The sequence below is a fragment of the Streptomyces sp. NPDC045021 genome (genome assembly GCF_056432645.1).
The window spans coordinates 390,440-404,904 of record NZ_JBWKIQ010000008.1; the positions used below are offsets into that span (position 1 = coordinate 390,440).

General features: G+C 72.5%; 12 protein-coding genes. 4 read left to right on the plus strand and 8 right to left on the minus strand.

Features of this window, described 5'->3' with window-relative positions; genetic code table 11:
• Positions 1 to 23 precede the first annotated feature (23 nt).
• From hflX to miaA, 6 genes are all read right to left on the minus strand, one after another.
• Entirely contained in the window at positions 24 to 1,529 is a 1,506-nt protein-coding gene (gene hflX / locus AC07DC_RS25205; RefSeq protein WP_478916735.1) for a GTPase HflX, read from the minus strand.
• Between the two features lie 80 nt (positions 1,530 to 1,609).
• Complete coding sequence (locus AC07DC_RS25210; RefSeq protein ID WP_478916736.1) at positions 1,610 to 3,082, minus strand: M1 family metallopeptidase; 1,473 nt, start codon at positions 3,080 to 3,082, stop codon at positions 1,610 to 1,612.
• A 140-nt stretch (positions 3,083 to 3,222) separates the two neighbouring features.
• Entirely contained in the window at positions 3,223 to 5,400 is a 2,178-nt protein-coding gene (locus AC07DC_RS25215; protein WP_478916737.1) for a RelA/SpoT family protein, read from the minus strand.
• Positions 5,401 to 5,630: 230 nt separating this feature from the next.
• Positions 5,631 to 6,527, minus strand: coding sequence for a diaminopimelate epimerase (gene dapF, locus AC07DC_RS25220; RefSeq protein ID WP_478916738.1), 897 nt, complete (start codon positions 6,525 to 6,527; stop codon positions 5,631 to 5,633).
• A 49-nt stretch (positions 6,528 to 6,576) separates the two neighbouring features.
• On the minus strand, positions 6,577 to 7,035 hold the full coding sequence (locus tag AC07DC_RS25225; protein WP_478916787.1) for a hypothetical protein: 459 nt from the start codon (positions 7,033 to 7,035) through the stop codon (positions 6,577 to 6,579).
• A gap of 105 nt (positions 7,036 to 7,140) precedes the next feature.
• Positions 7,141 to 8,091 (minus strand): tRNA (adenosine(37)-N6)-dimethylallyltransferase MiaA, encoded by a 951-nt coding sequence (gene miaA / locus AC07DC_RS25230; protein WP_478916788.1) that lies wholly within the window; start codon positions 8,089 to 8,091, stop codon positions 7,141 to 7,143.
• A 195-nt stretch (positions 8,092 to 8,286) separates the two neighbouring features.
• Here miaA and AC07DC_RS25235 point away from each other — a divergent pair, with 195 nt between their 5' ends.
• Positions 8,287 to 8,532, plus strand: a complete 246-nt coding sequence (locus AC07DC_RS25235; protein ID WP_478916739.1) for a hypothetical protein — start codon at positions 8,287 to 8,289, stop codon at positions 8,530 to 8,532.
• Positions 8,533 to 8,554: 22 nt separating this feature from the next.
• A complete protein-coding gene (locus AC07DC_RS25240) occupies positions 8,555 to 8,794 on the plus strand; it encodes an antitoxin (protein WP_478916740.1) in 240 nt (79 codons plus the stop codon).
• Between the two features lie 133 nt (positions 8,795 to 8,927).
• Here the strand turns inward: AC07DC_RS25240 and AC07DC_RS25245 are convergent, their stop codons facing one another.
• Positions 8,928 to 9,650, minus strand: coding sequence for a class III extradiol dioxygenase subunit B-like domain-containing protein (locus AC07DC_RS25245; RefSeq protein ID WP_478916741.1), 723 nt, complete (start codon positions 9,648 to 9,650; stop codon positions 8,928 to 8,930).
• A gap of 109 nt (positions 9,651 to 9,759) precedes the next feature.
• Positions 9,760 to 11,247 (minus strand): tRNA (N6-isopentenyl adenosine(37)-C2)-methylthiotransferase MiaB, encoded by a 1,488-nt coding sequence (gene miaB / locus AC07DC_RS25250; RefSeq protein ID WP_478916789.1) that lies wholly within the window; start codon positions 11,245 to 11,247, stop codon positions 9,760 to 9,762.
• A gap of 148 nt (positions 11,248 to 11,395) precedes the next feature.
• Between miaB and AC07DC_RS25255 the strand changes: the two genes are divergently transcribed.
• Together AC07DC_RS25255 and AC07DC_RS25260 are read left to right on the plus strand one after the other, a co-directional pair.
• Positions 11,396 to 12,379 carry a TAXI family TRAP transporter solute-binding subunit gene (locus tag AC07DC_RS25255; RefSeq protein WP_478916742.1) on the plus strand — a complete coding sequence of 328 codons (984 nt, stop codon included), beginning with the start codon at positions 11,396 to 11,398 and terminating at the stop codon, positions 12,377 to 12,379.
• 43 nt (positions 12,380 to 12,422) lie between these two features.
• On the plus strand, positions 12,423 to 14,417 hold the full coding sequence (locus tag AC07DC_RS25260) for a bifunctional serine/threonine-protein kinase/glutamate ABC transporter substrate-binding protein (RefSeq protein WP_478916743.1): 1,995 nt from the start codon (positions 12,423 to 12,425) through the stop codon (positions 14,415 to 14,417).
• The last annotated feature ends 48 nt before the right edge of the window (positions 14,418 to 14,465 follow it).

Genomic DNA, 14,465 nt, shown 5'->3' on the forward strand with positions numbered 1-14,465 from the left:
CGGCGAACCGGCCGGCGAACCGGTCAGTGCTTCGCGACGAGCGCGAACGACTCGAACTCGGCGGCCAGGTCTTCGTGCACCCGCGCCTTGAGCAGCGTGCCCTCGCCGGTGTGCTCCTCGGAGAGCACCTCGCCGTCGGCGTGCGCCCGGGCGATGAGCGCGCCCTGGCTGTACGGCACGAGGGCGTCGATCTCGACCTCGGGCCGCGGCAGCTCCTCGTCGAGCAGCGCGAGCAGCTCGTCGATGCCCTGGCCGGTGCGGGCGGACACCGCGATGGCGTGCTTCTCGTTCCGCAGCATGCGCTGCAGCACGAGCGGATCGGCCAGGTCCGCCTTGTTGATGACCACGATCTCGCGCACCTTGAGCGCCTCGACCTCGCGGAAGACGTCCCGCACGGCGGCGAGCTGCTCCTCCGGGACCGGGTGCGAGCCGTCCACCACGTGCAGGATGAGGTCGGCTTCGGAGACCTCCTCCATGGTGGAGCGGAACGCCTCGACCAGGTGGTGCGGCAGGTGCCGTACGAAACCGACCGTGTCGGTCAGCGTGTACAGCCGCCCGCCGGGCGTCTCGGCCCGGCGTACGGTCGGGTCGAGGGTGGCGAACAGCGTGTTCTCCACCAGCACGCCCGCGCCGGTGAGCCGGTTGAGCAGCGAGGACTTGCCCGCGTTGGTGTATCCGGCGATCGCGACCGACGGCACCTTGTTGCGCTTGCGTTCCTGCCGCTTGAGGTCGCGGCCGGTCTTCATCTCCGCGATCTCCCGGCGCATCTTCGCCATCTTCTCGCGGATACGGCGCCGGTCGGTCTCGATCTTGGTCTCACCGGGACCGCGGGTGGCCATACCGCCGCCACCGCCGGCCCCGCCGCTGCTGGATCCGCCGCCACCCATCTGGCGGGAGAGCGAGGCACCCCAGCCGCGCAGTCGCGGCAGCATGTACTGCATCTGCGCGAGCGAGACCTGGGCCTTGCCCTCACGGGACTTGGCGTGCTGGGCGAAGATGTCGAGGATCAGGGCGGTGCGGTCGACCACCTTGACCTTGACGACGTCTTCGAGCTGGATGAGCTGGCCGGGGCTGAGTTCACCGTCGCAGACGACCGTGTCGGCGCCCGTCTCGTGCACGATGTCCCGCAGCTCGCGCGCCTTGCCCGAACCGATGTACGTGGCCGGGTCCGGCTTGTCGCGGCGCTGGATCACGCCGTCGAGCACCAGGGCGCCCGCGGTCTCCGCGAGGGCGGCGAGCTCCGCGAGGGAGTTCTCCGCGTCGTGCACGGTTCCGGAGGTCCAGACACCGACGAGTACGACGCGCTCCAGACGGAGCTGCCGGTACTCGACCTCGGTGACGTCCTCCAGCTCGGTGGACAGACCCACGACGCGGCGCAGCGAGGCGCGGTCGGAGCGTTCGAGCTGAGCACCGTCCCGCTCTTCGTCGACCTCGTGGCTCCAGGCGACGTCCTCTTCCATCAGGGCGTCTGCGCGAAGGCTCTCGGGGAGGCGCTGGCGGTCTTGTGAAGAGGAGGAAGAGGAGGTCATTGGATCCTTTGGTCGATCGGCTGGGAAGAGGACGGGCGTGTTGTCCGTCATTACGATGGTCGCACGCCCGCCGCCGAGGGTCACGCGGGTTTCGCCGGCGTCGCCGCGCGGGTTCCGGCCGGGCCGGCGACCCAGTCGCTGTGGCCGGGCATCGGCGGGGTGACGGCCCCGTACAGCCAGGCATGCAGGAAGCCGCTCAGGTCCCGTCCGGCGACCTCGGAGGCGAGGGCGGTGAAATCGGCCGTCGAGGCGGTCGCGTCCCGGTAGCCGGCCACCCAGGCACGCTCCAGCCGCTGGAAGGCGGGGGCGCCGATCTCCTGGCGCAGGGCGTACAGGGCGAGCGCCCCGCCGTCGTAGACGTTGTTCCGGAAGATGCCGAGCTTGCCCGGCTCGGGCACCTTCGGTTCGGCGGGCGGGCCGTCGGCCTTCCGTACCCGGTTGTCGCCGGAGTAGGCGGCGCGGACCTGCTGGTCGAGGTCGACGCCGTACTTCTGCGCTCCGTACAGCCACTGGTACCAGGTGGCGTGGCCCTCGTTCAGCCAGAGGTCCGACCAGGTCGCGGGGGTGACACTGTCGCCGAACCACTGGTGGGCGAGCTCGTGGACCATCAGCGGGGCGGCCAGCGCCTCGGGGGCGAGCAGGACGCGGCGCTCGAAGAGCGAGAGGGTCTGGGTCTCCAGCTCGAAGCCGGTGGTGGTGTCGGCGCTGAGAATCCCGTAGGTCTCGAACGGGTAGGGACCGACCTGCTCCTCCATCCAGGCGATCTGCCCGGGGGTCATCGCGAGCCGGGCCTCCAGCCGGTCGCGGTCGGCGGCGCCGACGACGTCGCGCAGCCGCATCCCGTGCGGACCGGCGCGGTGCAGTACGGCGGAGCGCCCGATGGAGACCTGCGCGAGCTCGGTGGCCATCGCGCTCGCCGGACGGTACGTCCAGGTCACGGCGGATCCGGGCGCGGCCACGGGCGCGGTGTCGGGAACGCCGTTGGTGACGACGGTGAGGTCCTCGGGGGCCGTGACGTGGAAGGTGAAGGCGGCCTTGTCCGAGGGATGGTCGTTGCACGGGAAGACGCGGTGCGCGGCGTCGGCCTGGTTGGCCATCGCCAGCCCGTCGGCGGTCCGCACCCATCCGGTGTTCGCGGCGCGCGGGTCGCTGGTGTGGGCGACGGTGATCAGCAGCTCGCCGCCGGCCTCCACCGGTTCCGCGGGGGTGACGACGAGCTCCTCGCGCTCCCTGCTGTAAGCCGCCGGACGCCCGTTGACCTGCACCGATCGAATCGTGCCGTCGGCGAAGTCCAGATGGAAGCCGGTCAGCGGCGCGAGAGCGCGGGCCTTGATGCGGGTGACGGCGTCCAGCGGCTTGTCCTGGCCGTGGTAGTCGAAGGAGAGGTCGTAGGCGGCCACGTCGTAGCCGGGATTGCCGAGGTCCGGGTAGAGCCGGTCGCCGATGCCGGAAGCCGATGCGGCCGGATCACCGGGCAGGTCCGCCGCGGTCAGGGTCAGTACGGCGGCGAACGCCGCCAGCACGGCGCCGCTGCGCGGCGTGATGGGGATCATGGGTTACCGCTATCAGGGGGCGGCGGCCGCGGACGCGCGACGCGCAGCACCGCACCCGATCGGCCCTGATCCGCCTTGATCCGCCCGGCCGACTGTCCGGACCCGACCGGACCGGATCAGATCCGACCGCGTACCGCCCGTTACCGCCGCGCGGCGGCCATCGCCCGCTGGGCCCGGTAGACGTCGTAGACGCCGGGCACGGACCGCATGGCGCGCATCAGGCCCGGCAGCGCCTCCGCGTCGGGCAGCTCCACGGTGTACGTGTGGCGCACCCGGTGCTCCTGCGGAGGTTCGACGGAGGCGGAGACGATGCCCACGCCCTGGCCCGCGATGGCCTCGGTGAGGTCCGCGAGCAGCCGGGGCCGGCCGAGCGCCTCGGCGAGCAGGGTGGCGCGGAATCCCGCTCCGGCGGGGCGGCCGCCGCGCCATCGCACGGGGATCGGGGCGCGGCCGGCGCCGGTCATCCGGTTCGCGGTCGGGCACTCCTCGCGGTGCACGGCGACGGTGCCGCCGCGGATGACGAAACCGGTGACCTCGTCGGGCGGTACCGGCGTACAACAGCGCGCGAGGCGGACGGCGGCGCCCGCCAGGTCGGTGACGGCGACCGGTTCGTCCTCGGCCGCGGTGTCCGCGCTGTACGCGGGGCGTTCCGCGCGGGCCGCGGGTTCCTCGTCGGCGGGCTGCGCCGGGTGGAGCTCCAGCCAGCGGGTGACGGCGATACGGGCCGCCGGCGTGCGGACGTGCTCCAGCCAGTCGACGGACGGGCCGGAGGCGCCGGTCTCGTCCAGCAGGATCTGCACGATGTCGCCGTCCCGCAGCTTGCTGCGCAGCGGTGCGAGGCGTCCGTTGACGCGGGCGCCGACGCAGGAGTGGCCGGCCTCGCCGTGCAGCGCGTAGGCGGCGTCCACGCAACTGGCCCCGGCGGGCAGCCGGATGGTGCCGGTGGTGTCTCCGCCGTGGGCGGAGAAGACGGTGACCTCGCGGTCCTGCGCGAGGTCGGCGCGGAGCGCGGTCCAGAACGTGTCGGGGTCGGGGGCGTCGCGCTGCCATTCGAGCAGCCGCGACAGCCAGCCGGGCTGGGTGGGGTCGACGCGTTCGCCGTCGGCGGCCTGCGGGGGCTCGGCGACGGTGTGCGGATTGCCCAGCGCGATGACACCGGCCTCGGCGACGCGGTGCATCTGCCGGGTGCGGACCAGGACTTCGGCGATCCGGCCCTCCTCGTCGGCGACGGCGGTGTGCAGCGACTGGTACAGGTTGAACTTGGGGGCCGCGATGAAGTCCTTGAACTCCGCGATCACCGGGATGAAGCAGGTGTGCAACTCACCGAGGACGGCGTAGCAGTCGGCGTCCTCCGCGACGAGCACCAGCAGCCGTCCGAACTCGCAGCCGCCGAGTTCGGCGGCGCGGCGTTTGAGCAGCACCCGGTGGACGGAGACGGCGTGCCGCGGCCGGATGGCGACCTCGGCGGCGATCCCGGCCTCGCGCAGCACGCCCCGCACGGCGTCGGCGACGGCTGCCAGCGGGTCCGGGCGGGCGGCGTTGGCGAGGATCATCGCGCGGGTCCGGGCGTGCTCCTCGGGGTGGAGGATGGCGAAGACCAGGTCCTCCAGTTCGCTCTTGAGCGCCTGCACGCCCAGCCGTTCGGCGAGCGGGATGAGGACGTCCCGGGTGACCTTGGCGATCCGCGCCTGCTTGTCGGGGCGCATCACCCCGAGGGTGCGCATGTTGTGCAGCCGGTCGGCGAGTTTGATCGACATGACGCGTACGTCGCTGCCGGTGGCGACGAGCATCTTGCGGAAGGTCTCGGGCTCGGCGGCCGCGCCGTAGTCGACCCGTTCGAGCTTGGTGACGCCGTCGACGAGGTAGCAGACCTCCTCCCCGAACTCCTCCCGAACCTGATCGAGCGTCACTTCCGTGTCCTCGACGGTGTCGTGCAGCAGAGAGGCCGTCAGAGTCGTTGTCTCCGCGCCGAGTTCGGCCAGGATCAGCGTCACGGCGAGCGGATGCGTGATGTACGGCTCGCCGCTCTTGCGCATCTGACCGCGGTGCGAGGACTCGGCGAGCAGATACGCGCGCCGCAGCGTCTCGATACCGGCCGCGCCGACCTCGGGATGGCGCAGCCGGTGCACTTTGGCGAGGTGCTCGATGGCATCCGGCACGCGTTGGCCCCGGCCACCGGCGGGCAGGCCCCATTCCCGGCCACCGGGGCCGAGCAGTGCCGCGCGGCCGAGTCGGCGCAGGTCGATGCGGCGAAGTCCGCGCCTGCGGCCCTCATCGTCGGGGGCGGGGGCGGCATCCACTGCGTTGTCCGCGCTCATCGGGCACCTCCGGCAGCGTCAACCGGCGGCGGGCGCTCTCCACGGAGAATGGGGGCCGCGCCGGTGCTTGATGCTATCGAGCCCACCACGTGCGGCAGCCGCGCTCTCGTCGAGAGTGATCGCCATCACCCGTTCGAGGGAACAAGTGCGGGAAGTCAGTACGGAAGGCTCGTTCGCAAAGGCGGCCCGGAACTCCGATTCCCGACGCTGTCGCGGGCCGTGGCGGGCAGTCAGGCGTTCGGCGCGGCCAGCCACTCCGGGTCGATGGTCCCTTCGGCGACGATCACGGCCGGGCCGGTCATCTCGATCTCGCCGTCGACGCCCTCGGTGATCACCAGACGGCCGCCGGGCACGTCCACGGTGTAGGTGACGGGGCGTCCGGTGACGGCCGGGTCGGCGCCGTCGCGGCGGGCGGCGGCGACCATGACGGCGCAGGCGCCGGTGCCGCAGGAGCGGGTCTCACCGGAGCCACGCTCGTGGACGCGCATCGCCACATGGCGCTCACCGCGGTCGACGACGAATTCCGCGTTCACGCCGGTCGGGTACGCGGCGGCGGGCGTGACGGCGGGCGCGGCGTACAGGTTTCCCGCGTCGTCCAGGCTGTCGACGAAGGCGACGGCGTGCGGATTGCCCATGTTGACGTTGCGCGCGGGCCAGCTGTGTCCGTCCACGGCGACGGCCACCTCGCCCTCGGGCAGGGCGGCGCGGCCCATGCCGACGGTGATCTCGCCCAGGGTGCCGTCCGGGTCCGTCTTGGCGATGTGCACCCGGCGGACGCCCGCGCGGGTGGCCACCGCCAGGTCACCGGCAACGGCGAGGCCGGCGCGCTGCAGGTAGCGGGCGAAGACCCGGACCCCGTTGCCGCACATCTCGGCGATGCTGCCGTCGCTGTTGCGGTAGTCCATGAACCACTCGGCCTCGCCGGCCATGCCGGCGGCCTCCGGATGGGCCGCGGAGCGCACGACCCGCAGCAGCCCGTCGCCGCCGATGCCCGCCCGGCGGTCGCACAGCCGCGCGACAGCCGCCGCGGACAGCTCGATGCGCCCGTCCGTGTCGGGGACGATCACGAAGTCGTTCTCGGTGCCGTGGCCCTTGAGGAAGGAAAGGCTCTGCTGCGTGGTGGTCACAGGGACAAGCGTAAGGCCACCGCCGCGGCGCGACCGAGCGCGGGCGGGGTCAGCGCAGGCGGGCGACGCGCCAGATGGCGAGGAACGCCAGCAGGGCGCTGATCAGCGTGTAGGCGACGATGAAGCGCCAGTCCGCGCGGCGGCCGGAGCCACGGGCGGGCAGTCCGGGCCAGGTGTAGCCGACCCGGCGGGCGGCCATGATGCCCCACCCCGCGGAGCAGCAGCTCAGCAGCAGGCCGAGCATGGCCACGACCGCGCCGCCGTCGCCGAACTCGAAGGCGAGGGGGAAGGCGAACATCAGGGACCCGCCGACACCGAGGGCGACGATCGGGGCGAGCTGCCAGATCCGCAGCCGCCGCTGCGGCCGCAGCTCCACCGGAACGAGTTCCGGTTCGATCATCGTCTCCGGGTCGATCAGCGTCCCGGGGTCGAGCAGCTCGTCCGTCCCGGGCTGGGCCTCGGCCCTGGCATGACGGTCGGGTGAAGAGTCTCGGGGACCGGCTTCCATCGCCACGCGCCCTCCCCAATCTCTGACGCCGTAACTCGTTGCTCGATGATGGCACGGCCGCGTGGCCGTCTCCTCACGCTGAGGCGTCCCGATGCCATCACGTGATCAGGCTGTAACCGCAGCTGCGACCAACGTCAGCGCCTGTTCGGTGAGTTCCGGGCCACGGGCGGTGAGCCAGTGCACCCGCTGATCGCGACGGAACCAGGAGTCCTGGCGGCGCGCGAAGCGCTTGGTGGCCCGTACGGTCTCGGCGCGCGCCTCCTCGTCGGTGCACTCCCCCACGAGCGCCGCGAGTACCTGCTGGTAGCCCAGCGCCCGCGAGGCGGTGCGCCCCTCCCGCAGGCCGACCGCTTCCAGCGCCCGCACCTCGTCCACCAGTCCCGCGTCCCACATGCGGTCGACGCGCAGCGCGATGCGCTCGTCGAGCTCGGGCCGCGGCACGTCGACGCCGATCTGGACGGTGCCGTAGATGGAGTCGGGGCCCGGCAGGTTGGCGGTGAACGGCCGGCCGGTGATCTCCACGACCTCCAGCGCCCGGACGATCCGCCGGCCGTTGCTGGGCAGGATGGCACGCCCCGCCTCGGGGTCGACGGCGGCGAGCCGGGCGTGCAGCGCGGCGGATCCCTGCTCGGCGAGCTCCGCCTCCAGCCGGGACCGGACGGCGGCGTCGGTGCCGGGGAACTCCAGCGCGTCGATGGCGCCGCGGACGTAGAGCCCGGAGCCGCCGACCAGCACCGGTGTCCGCCCGGCCGCGTGCAGCCGGTCGATCTCGGCGCGGGCGAGGCGCTGGTACTCGGCGACGCTCGCGGCCTCGGTGACGTCCCAGATGTCCAGCAGGTGGTGCGGCACGCCGTGGCGCTCGCCGGTGGTCAGCTTGGCGGTGCCGATGTCCATGCCCCGGTAGAGCTGCATGGAGTCGGCGTTGACGACCTCACCGTTCAGGGCCTGGGCCAGGGCTACGCCCAGATCGGACTTGCCGGCCGCGGTGGGGCCGACGACGGCGATGACAAGATCTTTGCTCGGAAGTACGGGGGGTCGCTCCCCGGGAGTGTGCAGCACGTGTCCAGTCTCCCAAACCTCCGGGCCCCCTCACGATCGAGGGACGTGACGGAGCGCCGCCGGACTCGTTGCCTCTGGAGAGATTCCGCCGGCCGGATTCCGGGTTCTACGGACCGGCCCGACCCGAGCAGCGCAACGAGGCGCCCCGGGCAACGCGGAATTTCGACCTCACGAGTATGGTCTGGAGTAGAAATGGGCGTTTTCGGATGGTTTCGACGTCAGTCGGCCGACCCGTCAACCGAGGCGGCGGAAGCCGTCACTCTGACGGCGGAGCCGGAGGACGTCGAGGTGGTCGCGGAGCCCGCCGCGGCGGAGCAGCGGACGGAGCCGGACGAGGACGCTGAGCCGGATGCTGCGGCGGAGCCCGTCGGCATCCCCAAGCAGCAGTCCACAGCGGACGCCGCCGACAGCGAGGCCGGTGAGGGCGCCCGCACATAGCTGTCTCGAGGGAAGGTGCCCGATGAGCCTCATGGACACGATCAAGGACAAACTCGGCCTGGCCAAGGAGAAGGCGGGCGGCCTCGCACACCAGGGCGGAGAAAAGATCGAGTCAGGGCTGGAGAAGGCCGCCCACGCGGTGGATTCCAAGACCCACGGCAAGTACACGGACAAGATCGACACGGGTGTGCACAAGGCGAAGGGCGCCCTGGACCATCTGAAGGGCGGCAAGGAGGGAAGCGGGCCGGACACTCCGGCCTGATCTCCCCGTGGCTCTGCGCGCGGGAAGGCCGCGGGTGCTTCGGCCCCGCGGCCTTCCGCCGTCTGAGTCGTCGGTGCCGTCGGTGCCGTCGGTGCCGCGTGCAACCAGGGGGGCGGCTACGCCAGGGCGGTGGCTACGTCCACGTGGCGACGAAATAGCCGACGCCGTACGGAGCGTCCTCGTAGAGCAGCTGTCCGGCCAGGCCGGCGTCCTGCGCGGCGCCCGCCAGGACCTGCCAGGGGGCGCGACCCGCGGCCTTGAGTGTCTCCGCCAGCTCCGCGTCCAGCGCGGCCAGCGCCTTCGTGTCGGCGGCGGCCAGTGCGGCGGCGACCGAGGCGTCGAAGGGTTCCGCGCGCTCGTCCAGATAGCCGGGCGCCTTGAGGGTGCGGCAGGCGCTGCCGTCGCCCATCACCAGCAGCGCGACCCGGTCCGCCGCTGCCGCGATCATGGCGCCGGTGGCGGCGCAGCGGTCCTGTTCGAGCGGCTCGCCCACGCCCAGACCCTCCAGCGGAGCCGCGGCCCAGCCGCGCAGCAGCCAGGCGGCGACGGCCAGCGAGGGCGGCAGCGCGCGGTCGGCGCCGGCGTCCTCGGCCGGGGTCTCGGGTGCGGTGCCGAGGACTACGTCCAGGTCCACGCCGAACTCCCGGAAGGAACCGCGCGCGCCCTCGTGGTGCCGTCCCCGGTCGGGCTGCCCCGCCGGGCCGATCACCACCAGCCGGTCCGGCCGGGACGCCGCGAGCACCCCGATGGCATCGGCGCACGCGGCACGCAGCGCGTCCAGTTCGAACGCGGCACCGGCCGCGACCTCGGGTACGAGCAGCGGGGCGGACGGGCAGACTGCGGCGGCTACGAGCATGAGCGCAGCCTAACGGGGCACTGCGCGGTTCCGGCGGACCGTGGACACCGGTTCGCCGGAACCGCGCGACGTCCTCGCGGGTCCGGCGGAACGCGCGGCGCCCTTGCCGTCAGCCGAGCCCGCAGCCGCTCTCCACCACGGGCGACGGCGCCGGGGCGCCGATCGTCGGCAGCCCCAGCATCACGCCGGCCGGCGCCTTGGGCGCGGCGGTGCGCTGCTCCCACGCGTCACCGGCCCGGGTGCGCCGCACGGAGAGCGCGGGGCGCTCGGCGAGCAGGTGGTGCGGGGCGGCGTAGGTGATCTCCACCGTGGCCATGTCGCCGGGGCGGGGTTCGACACCGGCCGGCTTCTCGAAGTGCACCAGGCGGCTGTCGGGCGCACGGCCCGACAGGCGGTGCGTGGCCTTGTCCTTGCGGCCCTCGCCCTCGGCGACCAGCACCTCCAGCGTGCGGCCGATCTGCGTCTTGTTCTCCTCCCAGGAAATCTCCTCCTGGAGCGCCGACAGCCGCATGTAGCGCTCCTGGACGACCTCCTTGGGGATCTGCCCGTCCATGTCGGCCGCCGGGGTCCCGGGGCGCTTGGAGTACTGGAAGGTGAACGCCTGCGCGAAGCGCGCCTCGCGCACCACGTGCATCGTCTGCTCGAAGTCCGCCTCGGTCTCGCCCGGGAAGCCCACGATGATGTCGGTGGAGATGGCGGCGTCCGGCATGGCCGCGCGCACCTTCTCGATGATGCCGAGGTAACGGTCCTGCCGGTACGACCTGCGCATCGCCTTGAGGACGGTGTCGGAGCCGGACTGCAGCGGCATGTGCAGCTGGTGCATCACGTTCGGCGTCTCGGCCATCGCGGCGATCACGTCGTCGGTGAAGTCACGCGGGTGCGGGGAGGTGAAGCGCACCCGCTCCAGCCCCTCGATCTGCCCGGTAGCCCGCAGCAGCTTGGAGAACGCCTCGCGGTCGCCCATGCCCGAGCCGTACGCGTTCACGTTCTGCCCGAGCAGGGTGATCTCGACGACGCCCTCGGCGACCAGGGCCTCCACCTCGGCGAGGATGTCGCCGGGCCGCCGGTCCTCCTCCTTGCCGCGCAGCGCGGGCACGATGCAGAAGGTGCAGGTGTTGTTGCAGCCCACCGAGACCGAGACCCACGCGGCGTAGGCGGACTCGCGACGCGAGGGCAGCGTCGAGGGGAACGCCTCCAGCGACTCGGCGATCTCGACCTGTGCCTCTTCGGCGATCCTGGCCCGCTCCAGCAGCACCGGCAGCCGGCCGATGTTGTGGGTGCCGAAGACCACGTCGACCCAGGGGGCCCGCTTCACGATGGTGTCGCGGTCCTTCTGGGCGAGACAGCCGCCCACCGCGATCTGCATGCCCGGCCGGGCCGCCTTCTGCGGGGCGAGCTGGCCGAGGTTGCCGTAGAGCCGGTTGTCGGCGTTCTCCCGCACCGCGCAGGTGTTGAAGACGACGACGTCCGCCCCGTCGGCCCCCTTGGGCGCACGGACATAGCCCGCGCCCTCCAGGAGGCCGGACAGCCGTTCCGAATCGTGCACGTTCATCTGGCACCCGTAGGTGCGGACCTCGTATGTCCTCAAACCAGCCACCTCACCGCTCACCCAACCAGGGTACGGGGGGCGCGGGGGTACCGAGAGCCGCGGACGGCCCGGCCCCCTCGGCCCCTCCCGCCCCTCGGGCCCCGCCCGCGGGAGCCTGCCCTACCCACGGCGGCGCCCGCCTGGCAGGATCCGGACCATGAACGTCCCCCACATCGGCAGACGCCGCGCGCTGCAGTCGGCCCTCGCGGCCGCCGCCGCACTCGCGCTGCTGCTGTGGTGGCTGCTGCCGTCCCGCGGTCCCTCGTATCCGCGCGAACCGGTCTCCTTCTCCACCGGCGTGGCCACCGGCGTGTACGAGACGTACGGCAAGATGCTCAAGTCCGATCTGCGGGACCAGCTGCCCGGTGTGACGGTGAACCTCGTCCAGTCGCAGGGCTCGGTCGACAACGTGCAACGCGTCGCCTCGGGGCGGGCCGACTTCACGATCGCCGCCGCCGACGCGGTGGCGGACTACACGGGCCCCGGCAAGGACAGCCTGCGCGCCTGCGCGCGGCTGTACGACGACTACATGCAGCTGATAGTCCCACGGGACTCGCCGATAAGTTCCGCCCGTGACCTGCGCGGCAAGCGCGTTGGGGTGGGCCAGGCGGCTTCCGGCGTCAACCTCATAACCCGCCGGCTGCTGGACGCCGCCGGGCTCAACCCGGCCAAGGACCTCACCGCGGTGCCGGTCGGCATCGACACGGCGCCCGGCCTGCTCAAGGCGGGCAAGCTGGACGCGTTCTTCTGGTCCGGCGGCCTGCCGACCAACGCCGTGAACACTCTGGCTGCGTCGAGCAACGTCAAGCTCGTCCAGCTCGGCGACCTGGTGGACAAGCTGCACGCCAAGGGCGACCCGATGGGCTACTACCGGCAGGCGGTGATGCCCGCGGACGCCTATCCGACGATGCAGCACGGCACGGCCGTCACGACCATCGCCGTCGCCAACCTGCTCGTGACGACCGACCGGGCGGACACCGGACTCGTCGAACGGCTCACCCGCGCGGTCATCGACAGCCGCGACGAGATCGGCAACAAGGTGCACGCCGCCCAACTGGTGGACCTGCGCACCGCCGTCTTCACCGACCCGCTCCCCCTGCACGAAGGCGCCCGCCGGTACTACCGATCCGTAAAACCCTAGGCCAGCTCATCGCACGCAGGGGAACAGGCCCTAATCTCTACCCATGCGAAACGGGGGTACACCAGGCGGCGGGCCCCACACTCTTGTCGACGGCCGGTACGAGCTGCAGCGCCCGCTGGGCCGTGGCGGTATGGGCGTGGTGTGGGAGGCGTACGACAACCGGCTGGGGCGCCAGGTCGCGGTGAAGGAACTGCTGTTCCCGGGCGCGGTGGATCCCGACACACAGGCCCAGTGGGTGGAGCGGGCACGCCGCGAGGCGCGGGCCATCGCCCGGATCGGGCATGAGCACGTGGTGGCGGTGCACGATGTGATCGAGGCCGACGGCCAGGTCTGGATCGTGATGGAGCAGGTCAATCCGCGGTCGCTCGCGGACCAGTTGCAGGAACGCGGCCGGCTCGCCGCGCTGCAGACGGCCAGGATCGGCCTCGAGGTGCTGCGCGGGCTGCGGGCGGTGCACGCGGCGGGAGTGCTGCACCGGGACGTGAAGCCGCACAACATCCTGTTCCGCCGGGACGGGCGCGCGGTGCTGATGGACTTCGGCATCGCGACGTTCGAAGGCGCGGCCCAGGTGACCCGGCTGCACGAACTCGTCGGCACCCCGCGCTACCTGGCACCTGAGCTGTGCACCCCGCACGGACGGTCGCCGAGCGAGGCGACGCCCGCCGCCGACCTGTGGTCGCTCGGGGTGACGCTCTACGAGACGGTCGAGGGACGCGCGCCCTTCCGCGGGCCGACCCCGTACGAGGTTCTGGAGGCGGTGCGCGAGGAGGAGCCGCCGCCGATGCAGCACTGCGGACCGCTGCGGCCGCTGATCGAGGGCCTCCTGGTGAAGGACCCGCTGGCGCGGCTGACGGCGCAGCGCGCCGAGCAGCTGCTGCAGCATGTGGCGCAGGAGACCCCGCAGCATCCGATGGCGTTCTACCCGGAGGACGGCCAGACGCCCGTCCCGGAATTGCCGTGGGCCGGCGGTTCCCGTGTCACGAGCGCCGCGGACACGGGACCGCCGGGCCCGCCGCACGCGACCGGCTCGACGGACTCGTCCGGTTCGACCGGCTCATCCGGCTCATCCGGCTCGTCCGGTTCATCTCGTTCCGCGAACGCGACCGCTGATGCGACTGCTGATGCGACCGTTCCGCCCCGTGGCCTCACCGGCCTCACCGCCCGGCTGCGCGCCCCGCGCGCGTGGCCTGCGGCCGCGCTGGCGCTGGTGGTGCTCGTGACGGCCGGCTGGTTCGCCGTGGACCGGCTCACCGTGTCCGCGGGCCCGTCACTCGACGCCTCCGCGACCCTGCGGGCGGCCCGGGAGCGCGGCTACCTGCTGGTCGGGGTGAAGGGCGACCAGCCGGGGCTCAGCGAGCGTTCCGCGCAGGCCGCCGGCGGCTTCCGCGGATTCGACATCGACATCGCGCGGGCGGTGGCCAAGCACCTGGGGTTCGACACGGTGCGGTTCGAGGTGGTGAACACCCAGAGCCGCGAGTACCGGCTCAGCACCGGGCAGGTCGACCTGATAGTGGCCAGCTACTCGATCACCCAGGAGCGCAAGGAGGCGGTGGACTTCGCCGGCCCGTACTACGTGGCCGGGCAGGACTTCCTGGTGCCGGCCCGGTCGACCGGCGTGAACGGCGTCGCCGACCTGGACGGCCACAAGGTCTGCACCGTGCAGGGCTCCACGCCGGAGGAGCGGCTGCGCACCGAGTACCCGCGGATAGTGCTGGAACCGCGCGCCTCGTACGGGTTGTGCGTCACCGACCTGCTGGCCGGCACGGTGGACGCGGTCTCCACCGACGACGTGATCCTGGCCGGCTACCGGGCCCAGCACCCGACCGAACTGCGGCTGCTCGGCGCTCCGTTCGGCCGCGAGCAGTACGGCGTGGGCCTGCGCCGGAGCGAGCCCGCGCTGCGCGGCGCGGTGTGCGACGCCATACGGGACGAGATCTCCTCGGGCCACTGGAAGTCCTCGTACGACACCTACCTCAAGCCGCTCGCCCCGAAGGAGCTCGCGGACCAGCTGCCGCCCGACCAGACGGAGTGCGGCTAGCGGCCTGCCTTGAGGGATCCCGCGGTGGAGCGGGGTTCTGCCCGGCCG

Coding starts and splice junctions, on each gene's coding strand:
- AC07DC_RS25210 (WP_478916736.1), bottom strand. CDS start 3,082: ATGATCCCCATCACGCCGCGCAGCGGCGCCGTGCTGGCGGCGTTCGCC.
- AC07DC_RS25215 (WP_478916737.1), bottom strand. CDS start 5,400: ATGAGCGCGGACAACGCAGTGGATGCCGCCCCCGCCCCCGACGATGAG.
- hflX (WP_478916735.1), bottom strand. CDS start 1,529: ATGACCTCCTCTTCCTCCTCTTCACAAGACCGCCAGCGCCTCCCCGAG.
- AC07DC_RS25240 (WP_478916740.1), top strand. CDS start 8,555: ATGAGCCTCATGGACACGATCAAGGACAAACTCGGCCTGGCCAAGGAG.
- AC07DC_RS25260 (WP_478916743.1), top strand. CDS start 12,423: ATGCGAAACGGGGGTACACCAGGCGGCGGGCCCCACACTCTTGTCGAC.
- AC07DC_RS25245 (WP_478916741.1), bottom strand. CDS start 9,650: ATGCTCGTAGCCGCCGCAGTCTGCCCGTCCGCCCCGCTGCTCGTACCC.
- AC07DC_RS25235 (WP_478916739.1), top strand. CDS start 8,287: ATGGGCGTTTTCGGATGGTTTCGACGTCAGTCGGCCGACCCGTCAACC.
- AC07DC_RS25255 (WP_478916742.1), top strand. CDS start 11,396: ATGAACGTCCCCCACATCGGCAGACGCCGCGCGCTGCAGTCGGCCCTC.
- AC07DC_RS25225 (WP_478916787.1), bottom strand. CDS start 7,035: ATGGAAGCCGGTCCCCGAGACTCTTCACCCGACCGTCATGCCAGGGCC.